This window comes from Chloroflexus sp. (assembly GCF_034435895.1).
GTDB lineage: Bacteria > Chloroflexota > Chloroflexia > Chloroflexales > Chloroflexaceae > Chloroflexus.
In genome coordinates this window covers 29,043-41,627 of record NZ_DAOTWH010000060.1, presented here as the reverse complement: position 1 = coordinate 41,627, position 12,585 = coordinate 29,043, and the positions used below count along the sequence as shown (strand labels likewise).

Sequence of the window (12,585 nt, the reverse complement as noted above, 5' to 3'; positions counted from 1 at the left end):
CTACCTTCGCATTGGGTTGGCGCGAAGACGCAACGGCGCACAAGTTACGCATGCTGGCCGCTGCCGGTATGTAGGCTGCGGTATTGGTGAAGTATATCGCTAGCCGCAGCTTCTGAACTAGAGAGCACTCGTTATGAGCGACATGAGCGACCACACCGGATTGACTCCTCCACCGTCGTTGCCACTAACTGACCAGCCCAAACCGCGCTATGCGTGGTTGACCCGTTCTATCCAATTGATGAAGCCGGTCACGTGGTTTGCGCCGACATGGGCGTTTATGTGCGGCGCGATCGCGAGCGGCGCGCTCGGATGGAATGAGTCGATCGGGCGCTTGCTGCTCGGTATGTTTATGGCTGGGCCGGTGTTGTGCGGCTTGTCGCAGGTCGTGAATGATTACGCTGACCGCGAGGTCGATGCAATTAACGAGCCGCACCGGCTGATCCCTTCGGGCAAAGTCTCGCTGCGCCACGTCTATATTTTGACCGCCGTCTTGACGTGGATTGGGGCGAGCATCGCGCTCTTCCTTGGCCGGAATGTGGCGTTCTTTGTCGCTCTCGGCTTGGTCTTCGCGCTAGCCTATAGCCTGCGCCCGGTGCGCGGCAAGCGCAATGGTTGGATCGGGAATGCGCTGGTGGCGATTTCGTACGAAGGATTGGCGTGGATGGCCGGGCATGCCGCGTTTGCCCCGCTGACCGGCGAGAGCGTGACGATTGCGCTGCTCTATTCGCTCGGCGCGCACGGGATTATGACAGTCAATGATTTCAAGAGCATCAAGGGCGACACCCTGATGGGCATCCGCTCGATCCCGGTGCAGTACGGCAAGGTGATGGCAGCACGCATGGTAGTGACGACCATGGGCGTAGCCCAAATCGCAGTGATTGGGTTGCTCTACCATTGGGGCCACCCGGTTGCAGCTACCGTGGTCTTGATCTTGCTGGCGGCGCAGAGCATTCCCAATGCGCGCTTCATCCGTGACCCGGAAAACAACGAGGTCTTCTTCAACGCGACCGCCATTATGCTCTACGTCTGGGGTATGCTGGCGGCGGCGATCGGTCTGGCGGCGTGATGGGCGTAAGCCCCTAGAAGTGTGATGTGAATGGCACCACGAGTTCTCGTCGTTGGCGCATCGGTGGGCGGGGCGACCGCGGCAATTACGCTGCGGTCGTTTGGTATTGAGGCCATCATGATCGAGAAAGAGCTGGTAAAGGCCAAACCATGCGGTGGCGCAGTGCCGCCGGCGGCCTTCCGCGAATTTGATTTGCCAACCAGCTTGATCGACCGCAAGGTGCGCCAGTGTCTGATCGTATCCCCCTCTGGTCAAGAGACCCACGTCCCAGTGGCGGGAACGGTTCCGAGCGATGATGATTATGTGGCGATGGTGCGGCGCGAGGTGTTCGATAGCTTTTTGCGCCAGCGCGCTCAAGAACGCGGCGCTGAGCTGATCCACGCCCAATTGACCGGTCTGCGGGTTGACCGGCGCGGGGTGGTGGCGACGTACCGCACCCCGACCGGCCACGAGGGTTCGGTGTGGGCCGATGTGGTGATCGGGGCCGACGGCGCCTACTCGCCAACAGCCAAATTCCTCGGCCTGCCCAACTTGCCGCGGGCAGTGGCGATGCAAGAGCGAATCAAGTTGCCGCCCGCCAAGATGGCGCGCTGGGAAGAGACGGCTGACCTGTACCTTGGCCGTGAAGTCAGCCCTGACCTGTACGCATGGGCCTTCCCCAAACGCGACCATATTGCGGTCGGGATTGGCGCCGGCCCCGGCCACGGCTCGGCAGCCAAGCAGTTGCTGGCCAATCTCAAACGGCGACTTGGCCCGGCCCTTGATGGCGGGCAGGTGATTCTGCGCGAAGCCCATGCCCTGCCGATGGAACCGCGCCCGCATATGGCGTTTGACCGGGCAATGCTGATCGGCGACGCGGCTGGACTGGTGGTGCATACCTCCGGCGAAGGCATCTATTGGGCGATGAAGAGCGGCCAGATGGCGGCGCAAACGCTGGCCGAGCACCTCGACGCGCCGAGCGCAGCTAATTTGCGCCACTACGAACGGCGCTGGTGGAAGCAGTACGGCACGATGTACCGCTTCCTGCGCTTCTTGCAGATCTGGGGCTATGGCAACGAGCGGCAGATGGAGGTCTTTACCGAAATGTGCCGCAACTACGATGTGCAGCGGTTGACCTTCGATAGCTATATGCACAAAAAGATGGCCCCGGCGCCGTGGCTGGCCCAGTTGCGCATGACTGCCGAGATTATTGCCAGCGAGGTGCGCAATTATGCCCGCCCACGCACGCCGGTGCGCGAACAGCTCGGTTTGACGGTGGTTGAGAAAGCGCGAATGGTGACGGCAGATTGATGGAATGACAGCGAGGGGTACCGCACTGTGGTACCCCTCTGATTACCGGCTGCGTTCTTTGCAATGTGCCTACCATGCCAGCGGTGAATGCCATCCATTGGCATGAATGGCTCTATCACGCAAGACGACGAACCATCTGAGCGCGTGTACCAGCAAGCAAGGGCCGGCCAACCCTCACAACATCGCGCCTTTATCCTCCTTGCGATATGGGCAGAGTTACATCGAATACCAAATCAGGCGAAGATCAATAATCTTTATCGATCAGAAAAAACTGCCTTTTTGTTGCAAAAAAACATCTATTTTTGTTAATGCATAAATATGCAAAAGAGGGTGAGGGAAAGGCAGGTTTACTGCGGAGGACGCAGAGGATGATCCCCTTCGCAACCCTTTGCCTCCCTCTGCACCCTTAGCGTCGGTGCGTTCTACTTCTTTGCGGCTTGGCTCGCTTGGTGTCTTTGTAGTTGGCCCTTACCCCCGCCCCTCGCTCCCACCTGACGGCGGGCGAGGGGGAGCCACCGGATTAGCGACACAGACATAGCTGAATCGGAACTTAGCAGCGCCCCGCTCCCGCACCGCGGGGGCGGGGCTGGAGGTGCGGGTCGGTCATTGCGAGGGAGCGGCGGCCCCAGCCGCGCTGGGGGCTCCCGACCGAAGCAATCTCCCGTGTCAGCGAGAACGATACCTGCGGGGATTGCTTTGCATCATCGCAGGAGATTGCTTCGCCGCGCGGCGGGCAGAGCTGCGCTCTGCCCCTACCGCGCGGCGAAGCAATGACCACTGGGGGAGCGGGGATGCACGCTGGCAGAGGGCAGAGACAAGAGCGCAACGCCACGGAGGTTATCCGTGACGTTGCACTCTGCCCGTTTATCAGATCAGCACTGCGTTACGCCTCATCACCAAGGAAGGGGTACAACATCCGCCCAGTCAGGTCGTTATGGCTACCGAGGGCATAGGGAGGCCGGTAATCGTCGAGCACGCGAATATAGTTCGCCCGCTCGAAAGCCGCCGGTTCGGCGACCGCGCGCTGGCTCATACTGCCGCGCAACTGCTCGATCGATTCGTATTCGTGTTCGGTTAGCCACAACTCCATATCGCGCAGCACGTTGCGCACAATATCGGGGGCGCGCCCGCGCAGCAGCGCCGAGGCCATTGTCGCGACGCTTGTCCCTGCCATCAACCCTTTGAGCGCATCAATGGCGCTATGCACGCCGCCGCTGATAGCGAACTCGACCGGAATGCGCCCATAGAGCAACGCAATCCAGCGCAACGGCAAGCGTAGATCGCCTGAGGTGCTCAGTTGCAGGCTGGGCCGCACCGAGAGCTGTTCGAGGTCAAGATCAGGCTGGTAAAAGCGGTTGAACAGCACTAGCGCGTTCGCGCCGGCCTCCATCAAGCGCCACGCAAAATTGGGCAGGGCGGTGAAGTAGGGGCCAATCTTCACCGCCAGCGGGATGCTGATTTCGGCGCGCACGGCGCGCACCAGCTCGACGTAGATGTTTTCGAGTTCGGCGCTGGTGAGGTTGGTATCAATCGGCACAAAATAGATATTCAGTTCGATGGCATCAGCGCCAGCCTCTTGGATGAGCCGCGCGTAATGCACCCAGCCACCGGCCGAGACGCCGTTGAGACTGCCGATCACCGGAATGGTCAGCGCCTTCTTCAAGGCTGTGACCTGCTCGAGATAGCGTTCAGGGCCAACGCTATACGCGCCGTGTTCGGGCAAGTAGCTGAGCGCCTCGGCGAAGCTCTCGGCCCCGTGGCTGAGCATCCGATCGAGTTCGAGACTGTTGTGAATGATCTGCTCTTCAAAGAGCGAGTACATCACGATCGCGCCCAACCCAGCCTCTTCGAGCTGGCGGGCCAGCTCGACGTTACGGCTAATGGGTGATGCGGCAGCGACCAGCGGCGATCGGAGCCGCATCCCCAGATACGTGGTACTCAGATCGATCATCGCAGCCCCTCCTTCGTCTCGGCAGTCAGCTCATTGGCCATCCATTGCAAATGCGCCCACTTCAACGCCACTTGCCGGCGCAAGCTATTGAGCAATTGCTCGTAGCGAGCCGGGTTGGCCTGTTGCAGCATCTGGAAGCGACCCTCGCCGCGCACATAGACTTCGGGATCGATGCTGGGAGCTTTCGAGTCGATGGTCAGCGGCGAACCTTCGTGAATCGCCGGGTTGTAGCGGTAGAGCGGCCAGATGCCCGACTCAACCGCCAGCCGCTGCTGTTCAAGCCCGCGGCGCAGGTCGTAGCCATGGGCAATGCAGTGGCTATAGGCGATGATCAGCGAAACGCCGGGGTAGGCTTCGGCCTCTTGGAAGGCGCGCAAGGTTTGCACGTCGTCGGCCCCGAACGCGACCCGCGCCACATACACATCACCATAGGTCATCGCGATCTGAGCCAAATCTTTCTTGACCCCGCCTTTGCCGCTAGCGGCAAACTTGGCCACCGCGCCGGTCGGGGTTGATTTGCTGGCCTGACCGCCGGTGTTGGAGTAGACTTCGGTATCAAGTACGAGAATATTGACATCGCGGCCAGAGGCAAACACGTGGTCGAGACCGCCAAAGCCGATGTCGTAGGCCCAGCCGTCGCCGCCGACGATCCAGATGCTGCGCTTGATCAGCACATCGGCCAGCGCCAGCAGGTCGCGCATCTGGGCCGCTTCGGGCGGGTTATCGGCCAACAGTTCACGCAGACGCTGTTTGAGGATCGCCACCCGCTCGCGCTGCTCGCGGATGCCGGTTTCAGAATGCTGATCGGCACGGAGCAGGTCTTCGACGAATTCGGCGCCGAGGATGGGGCGCAGCCGGTTGAGCAGCATCTGGGCATGTGCGAGCTGCTGGTCAATGCTCAGGCGCATCCCCAGACCAAACTCGGCGTTATCCTCGAACAGCGAGTTGCACCACGCCGGCCCGCGCCCATCGGCGTTGGTCGTCCATGGCGTGGTCGGTAAGTTGCCGCCGTAGATCGACGAACAACCGGTGGCGTTAGCGATAATCGCCCGGTCGCCAAAGAGCTGGCTGAGTAACTTGAGGTAGGGCGTTTCGCCGCAGCCGGCGCACGCGCCAGAGAACTCCATCAACGGCACGAACAACTGGGTATGCTTGACGCTGCCCGCCGGGATGAGGGTGCGATCGACATCAGGCAGGCTGAGGAAGAAGTCCCAGTATTCGGCTTCGCGGGCGCGGATGGGCGGTTGCGGCTGCATATTGATCGCCTTGCGCCCCGCCGCGCGTTTGTCTTTGACCGGGCAAGCCTCAACGCAGAGACCGCAGCCGGTGCAGTCTTCGGGCGCGACTTGCAGCGTATAGCGCTGCTCAGGAAACTCTTTGAAGCGAGCCGGCGCACTGCGGAAGCCTTCGGGAGCGCCAGCCAGCGCCTCTTCGGGGTAGACCTTGGCCCGAATAGTGGCGTGCGGGCAGACAAAAACGCACTTGTTGCATTGGATGCAGATATTCGAATCCCAGACTGGCATCTCAAGCGCGATATTGCGCTTCTCCCACTTGGTGGTGCCAGTGGGGAAGGAGCCATCGAGCGGGATAGCGCTCACCGGCAAATCATCACCGCGACCGGCGATCATCGTGCCGAGCACGTCACGCACAAACTCCGGTGCGTTGGGCGCAACCGGCGGACGCATCGGCAAGCCGTTGTCTTCGCTTGGCGGCGGGATCGGCACCTCGTAGAGCCGGTCGAGCGTGCGATCGACGGCGGCCCAGTTTTGCTTGACCACTGCTTCACCGCGACGGCCATACGTCTTCTTGATCGACTGCTTGATGGCCGCAATCGCGTCTGCGCGCGGCAACACACCGCTGATGGCGAAGAAGCAGGTCTGCATCACGGTATTAATGCGCCCGCGCATGCCGACTTCGTTCGCTACCGCGGTAGCATCGATCACATAGACGCGCAGATTGAGTTCGCGGATCTTGCGCTGCACGACGGTTGGCAACTGATGCCAGACCTGATCGGGGCCGTAGGGGCTATTGAGCAAGAAGACGCCATTCGGCGCAGCGTACTGCAAGACATCGAACCGCTCGAGGAAGCTGAAGTGGTGGCAAGCGACAAACTGGGCTTGCCCCTTGCCGATCAGGTACGGCGTTGCCAACGGCGACGGGCCGAAGCGCAAGTGCGAGATTGTCACCGACCCCGACTTCTTCGAGTCGTAAACGAAGTAGCCTTGGGCGTAGCGTTCAGCCTCACCTTCGCTGCTATCGCCGATAATCTTGATGCTATTCTTGTTCGCGCCGACGGTGCCATCAGCGCCGAGACCCCAGAAGACACAGCGCACCGTACCGGGGGGATCGATGCAGAGATCGGGATCGTAGCTGAGGCTGCTGTGGGTCACATCGTCATTGATGCCAACGGTAAAGCGCTCTTTGGGATGCTCTTTGGCCAGCTCGGTGAAGACGGCAGCTGCCATGCCCGGCGTAAACTCCTTCGACGACAGACCGTACCGTCCGCCGATAATCGTGATCGGCTGCCCCCGCAGCGCATTGACCACATCAAGGAAGAGCGGCTCACCGGAAGCGCCGGGTTCTTTGGTGCGATCGAGTACGGCAATCGCCTTCACGCTCGGCGGCAACACGGCGCGGAACGCCTCGACGGCGAAGGGCCGGAAGAGGCGCACCTGCACCACACCCACCTTCTCGCCCTGCTGGTTGAAGTAGAAGGCGGTCTCACGCGCGGTTTCGCCGCCTGAACCCATGATCACGATCACCCGCTCGGCATCGGGCGCGCCAAAGTAGTCGAACAGGTGGTAGCGGCGGCCAGTGATTTCGGCGAAGCGATCCATCTGGGTTTGCACCACGCTGGGGAAAGCGTCAATAATCGGCTGGATACGCTCGCGGGCCTGAAAAGCGACATCGGGGTTCTGGGCCGTGCCGCGGATCACCGGATGTTCGGGCGAGAGGGCATGGGCGCGGTGCTCATGCACCCATTCGTCTTTGATCATCGCTCGAATCTCTTCTTCTTCGAGCAGCGTAATCGAGTTGACCTCGTGCGAGGTGCGGAAGCCGTCGAAGAAGTGGACTACTGGCAATTTGCCGGCCAGCGAGCTAGCATGGGCAATCAACGCCAAATCTTGCGCCTCTTGCACCGAGGCCGAGGCCAGCATACCAAGGCCAGTCGCGCGGGCCGCCATCACATCCGAGTGATCGCCGAAGATCGACAGACCCTGCGTAGCAAGGGCGCGAGCGGCCACATGAAACACGCCGGGGTTCAACTCGGCGGCCATCTTAAACCAGTTCGGAATCATCAACAGCAGCCCTTGCGAGGCGGTAAACGTCGTGATCAGCGCACCCGTCTGCATCGCGCCGTGCAACGCGCCGGCAGCGCCGCCTTCGGACTGCATCTCATATACGGTTGGCACGACTCCCCACAGATTAGTCTTGCCGGCGGCGGCCATCGCATCGGCCTGCTCGCCCATCGGGGTCGAAGGGGTTATCGGATAGATCGCTATCACTTCACTCAGTTGATAGGCAACGTTAGCAACCGCTTCATTGCCATCAAGCGTTACACGCTGTGATCCCATCGCTGCCTCCTTGGCTGTATGCAGGAAAAACACTGCCTGCTCCACTCAGTATAGAAGCAGAGCGGCAGCGCTTCAGATGAAACTCAGGCAACCTTCAGTGATAATTGCTTCATTCTGCGACCATTCCGACCGGAAAAGATTCATCGAATTTTTAACTTTATGGCGCCATTTCTGTCGCTCAAACCAATACGACATCCTATAATAGGCATGATTTCGCGCACTGCAAAAACGGAGCAGCGCATGCAGCGCACAACCCTGATCCTCGATCGCACCGCCGCTCTGCGGGAGACATTCGGCATTGAAGCGAGTTGGTGGTCAAGCGCGTTTCTAGCCGATACACAGGCATTAGTGATGCGCATCACCGGCGCCATCGCCATTGTCACTTTAACCATCCACATCACCGCTGAGACAACCGAGGGGCCGTTTGTCATCATCAGCAGCGATACGCCGCACATCCCGGAAACGCGGATTCGCGATGCGTTTACCTTGCTCGAGAGCGGATATGATGTGGTGGTCGGGCCATGCGATCGGGGCAGTTGGTACATCTTGGGCATGCGCCAAACGAGCTTAGCGGCCCACATCCCGCCCAACGGCGGCGGGTTGCTGCCGTGGATGGAACAAATGCACCAACGCGGCGTGCGCGTCATCCAATTGCCGCTCTGGTTCCGGATCATGCACCCAACTGATCTGGCAACGCTTGCGATAGCGTTACGCGCGATGCCGGCTGGGCATGCGCCGGCCACCCGCCATCTGCTCGGCGATAACGAGGGTTCGTTGGCGCGGGAGTGGGGGGCATAGGGGGGTGACAACCGCCATAACTTATGGTATACTCTTTATCGGCGTGCATCAGATGCACGCCAACCTTTTACGTTACAAGCCTTAGCACTCTTGCCTCACGAGTGCTAACCATCGACCAGCGAGGTAGGACACAGCGATGAGCGGACCTCTGACCGAACGCCGGCAGATGATACTCAAGCTGGTCATTCAGGAATTTGTTGACACGGCCACGCCGGTCGCATCCGAGACGCTGGTGCGCAAATATCGCCTGCCCGTCTCACCGGCGACGGTGCGCAACGATATGGCCGCGCTCGAAGAGTGGGGCTTTCTCACCCACCCGCACACGTCGGGCGGGCGGATCCCGACCGACGCCGGCTATCGCTTTTTTGTCGAAAATCTCATGGAGCGCGCGTCGCTGTCACCCGCCGAGCAGCGCATGATCCGTCACCAATTTTATCAAGTGCGCGGCGAACTTGATCAGTGGGTGCAACTCGCTTGTGCGGTGCTGGCCCGCACGGCGCACAACGCCTCGGTGGCAACCGCGCCGCGCGCCGAGCAGCTCCGCTTCAAGAGCCTTGAGCTGATCGCGATCCACGAGACGATGGCGTTGGCGGTGATGGTCTTCCACGGCGGGATTGTCAAGCAGCAGACGCTGCCGATCGAGCCGGGCCGTATGCCAGAGGATCTACGCCGCGCCGCCAGCATTGTGAGCGATCTGCTGGCTGACACGACCCTGAGCCGGGCCGAAGAGCTTGCGGCGACGGCAACCTTGAACGGCATTCCGCTCAGCGATTTTGAGCGCGGGCTGGTCGATCTAGTCGTGCGGGCTATGCAGGCGCTTGAAGAGCAAGCGCAAGAGCAAATCTATTCTGATGGCTTGCTCGAAATGCTCAGCCAACCGGAATTTTTGCCGGCGAGCGGGCGCGATGACGCCGAACGCGCGATTGAGCGGATGCGCCACACCCTCGAAATCCTGAAGAGCGGGCGTGGCCTGAGCCCGTTGATCCCGCAGGCGCTCGCTTCAGGCGGCGTGCAGGTGATTATCGGCGGCGAGCACGGCGAAGACGCGATGCGCGACTACAGCGTGATTCTTGCCCGCTATGGCGTTGAAGGCGCGATTGCCGGCGTGCTCGGCGTGATTGGCCCGACCCGGATGGCCTATCCGCGCTCGATCTCGACCGTGCGCTATATCGCGTCACTGATGAGCAATTTGTTGGCCGAACTTTATAACGTCAATGCGCGCCCCTCTGAGGTCGAGACCGATCCCAACGGTGATCAGCGCGCGTAACATATTGTCTATGAACGAGGAAGCTATGTCGAACCCGGAAGAAGTCAAACCCGACACAACCACCACGACCGGCAATGGCGCCGCTGCGACGACGCCAGACACGGCAACTGTCGAGACGCCGGCTGATCCGGCGGCGGTGATTGCCGATCTGCAAAACCGCTTGGCACAGGCTGAGGCGCAGGCGGCTGAATATAAAGATCAGTGGATGCGAGCGGTGGCCGATTATCGTAATTTCAAGCGCCGCACCGATACCGAACGGGCCGAACTGATCCGCAACGCCGGCGCGGCGTTGATTCTCAAGCTGCTGCCGGTGCTCGATGATTTCGAGCGCGCTATCGCCAACATTCCGCCTGAGATCGCCGGCACGCCGTGGTGGCAGGGAACGCAACTGATTGCTCAGAAGTTGCGTACTATTCTCGAAAGCGAAGGCGTGAAGCCGATCGAGGCGTTGGGGCAAGATTTTGACCCCAATCTGCACGAGGCGGTGATCTACGAAGAGGCGGAAGGGCAAGAGGGCAAGGTGATCGCCGAATTGCAGCGCGGCTACCTGCTGCACGATCGCGTGATCCGGCCGAGTATGGTCAAGGTTGGGCGCGGGTAAGGGTAGTGTTGGGGTGAGCGGGGTGGTATAGCGGTGTATACGTAAGGGCGGGTTTCAAACCCGCCCATACAACCGCCCCTCCATCCTGCCCGTACACCCATCCGTGCCGGCGGGTTTGAAACTCGCCTCTTCCTATGAGGCAACGGGAATCACGATAATACTCTGTGGCATCGCATATTGTAAAAGGTTTTTCCATGCCGAAGGTTATTGGGATTGATTTAGGCACAACCAACTCAGTGGTAGCAGTCGTCGAAGGCGGCGATGTGGTGGTCATCCCCAACGCCGAAGGCGCGCGCCTCACCCCCTCGGTCGTGGCGATCACGAAGTCAGGCGAACGGGTGGTCGGCCAAGTCGCTCGCCGGCAGGCCGTCACCAACCCCGAAAATACGGTCTTCTCAGTCAAGCGCTTTATCGGGCGCAAATTCACCGAGCCGTCGGTGCAGCGCGACAAAGATCTGGTGCCATACCAGCTTACTGCGGCGCCGAATGGTGATGTGCGGGTCTTGATGGCAGGCCGCGAGTATGCCCCGCCGGAGATTTCGGCGATGGTGCTGCAAAAGCTCAAGGCTGATGCGGAAGCCTATCTGGGCGAGCCGGTCACGCAGGCAGTGATTACGGTACCGGCCTATTTCAACGATAGCCAACGGCAGGCCACCAAAGATGCCGGCAAGATCGCCGGCCTTGAGGTGCTGCGCATTGTCAATGAGCCGACTGCTAGCGCGCTGGCCTACGGCCTTGACAAGAAAGGCCAAGATGAATTGGTGGTCGTCTATGATATGGGCGGTGGCACCTTCGACGTGAGCATTCTTGAACTCAGCGAAGGCGTCGTTGAGGTGAAGGCGACCAGTGGCGATACCCATCTCGGCGGCGATGATTTCGACCAGCGGATTATTGATTGGCTGGCCGAAGGATTTAAAAAAGAGCACGGCATTGATTTGCGCGATGACCGGGTAGCCCTGCAACGTTTGAAAGAAGCGGCAGAGAAGGCAAAGATGGAGCTCAGCTCGCTGATGCAAACTGAGATTAGCTTGCCCTTTATCACCGCCGATTCCAGCGGTCCCAAGCACCTCAGCGCAACCCTGACCCGCGCCAAGCTCGAACAGCTCTGCGCCGATCTGATCGAGCGCAGTATGGGGCCGGTGCGGCAAGCTCTGCGTGATGCCGGCGTGCAACCGAACCAGATCGACGAGATTATTCTGGTCGGCGGCCAAACCCGGATGCCGGCCATTCAGGCGGCGGTGCGCAACTTCTTTGGCAAAGAACCGAACCGCAGCGTCAACCCCGATGAGGTGGTTGCAATTGGCGCGGCCATCCAAGCCGGTGTGCTCGGCGGCGAGGTGAAGAATGTGCTGCTGCTCGATGTCACACCGCTGACGCTCGGCATCGAGACGCTCGGCGGCGTGATGACGCCGATCATCGAGCGCAATACCACCATCCCCACCCGCAAGAGCCAAATCTTTTCGACCGCCAGCGACAATCAGAGCAGCGTCGAGATTCACGTCTTGCAGGGTGAGCGGGCCGAAGCACGCTACAACAAGAGCCTTGGCCGCTTCGAGCTAGCGGGCATTCCACCGGCGCCGCGCGGCGTGCCCCAGATCGAGGTGACGTTCGATATTGACGCCAATGGCATCGTGAGCGTGAGCGCGCGCGATAAGGCCACCGGCAAAGAACAGCGGATCACGATCACCGCTTCGTCGGGCCTCTCGCACGCCGAGATCGAGCAGATGGTGCGCGACGCCGAGCTGCACGCCGAAGAGGATCGCCGGCGGCGCGAGTTGATCGCGGCCCGCAATCAGGCTGACAGCGTGTTGTACGCTGCCGAAAAAGCCCTGCGTGAAGCCGGCGACAACCTTGACCCGGCGCTCCGCCGCAATGTGGAAGAGAAGGCAATGGCCCTGCGCAGCGTGCTCGCTGACGATGACGAGCAGGCAATTCGCAATCGGATTGCTGAATTGACGGTGGCATTGCAACATGTAACAACCGCCGCACCCAATGGCACTGCCGGCGTCGTTGATGGCGAAAAGGTCGAAGAGTAGG

8 protein-coding genes are annotated in these 12,585 nt (G+C 60.7%); 6 read left to right on the top strand and 2 right to left on the bottom strand.

Annotated elements, in window-relative coordinates; genetic code table 11:
• The first annotated feature begins 142 nt into the window (after positions 1–142).
• Together chlG and U9R81_RS03755 are read left to right on the top strand one after the other, a co-directional pair.
• Entirely contained in the window at positions 143–1,066 is a 924-nt protein-coding gene (chlG, locus tag U9R81_RS03760) for a chlorophyll synthase ChlG (RefSeq protein ID WP_322494182.1), read from the top strand.
• A gap of 30 nt (positions 1,067–1,096) precedes the next feature.
• On the top strand, positions 1,097–2,356 hold the full coding sequence (locus tag U9R81_RS03755) for a geranylgeranyl diphosphate reductase (RefSeq protein WP_322494181.1): 1,260 nt from the start codon (positions 1,097–1,099) through the stop codon (positions 2,354–2,356).
• A gap of 883 nt (positions 2,357–3,239) precedes the next feature.
• Here the strand turns inward: U9R81_RS03755 and U9R81_RS03750 are convergent.
• Positions 3,240–4,307: a dihydroorotate dehydrogenase-like protein gene (locus U9R81_RS03750; protein ID WP_322494180.1), complete on the bottom strand. Its 1,068-nt coding sequence runs from the start codon at positions 4,305–4,307 to the stop codon at positions 3,240–3,242.
• Positions 4,304–7,882, bottom strand: a complete 3,579-nt coding sequence (gene nifJ, locus U9R81_RS03745; protein WP_322494179.1) for a pyruvate:ferredoxin (flavodoxin) oxidoreductase — start codon at positions 7,880–7,882, stop codon at positions 4,304–4,306. Before nifJ ends, U9R81_RS03750 begins: the two co-directional genes overlap by 4 nt.
• 240 nt (positions 7,883–8,122) lie before the next feature.
• Between nifJ and U9R81_RS03740 the strand changes: the two genes are divergently transcribed.
• From U9R81_RS03740 to dnaK, 4 genes are all read left to right on the top strand, one after another.
• Positions 8,123–8,680 (top strand): DUF2064 domain-containing protein, encoded by a 558-nt coding sequence (locus U9R81_RS03740; protein ID WP_322494178.1) that lies wholly within the window; start codon positions 8,123–8,125, stop codon positions 8,678–8,680.
• 136 nt (positions 8,681–8,816) lie between these two features.
• Complete coding sequence (gene hrcA / locus U9R81_RS03735; RefSeq protein WP_322494177.1) at positions 8,817–9,947, top strand: heat-inducible transcriptional repressor HrcA; 1,131 nt, start codon at positions 8,817–8,819, stop codon at positions 9,945–9,947.
• A gap of 25 nt (positions 9,948–9,972) precedes the next feature.
• Complete coding sequence (gene grpE / locus U9R81_RS03730; protein ID WP_322494176.1) at positions 9,973–10,548, top strand: nucleotide exchange factor GrpE; 576 nt, start codon at positions 9,973–9,975, stop codon at positions 10,546–10,548.
• A gap of 194 nt (positions 10,549–10,742) precedes the next feature.
• A complete protein-coding gene (gene dnaK, locus U9R81_RS03725) occupies positions 10,743–12,584 on the top strand; it encodes a molecular chaperone DnaK (RefSeq protein WP_322494175.1) in 1,842 nt (613 codons plus the stop codon).
• Position 12,585 lies beyond the last annotated feature (1 nt).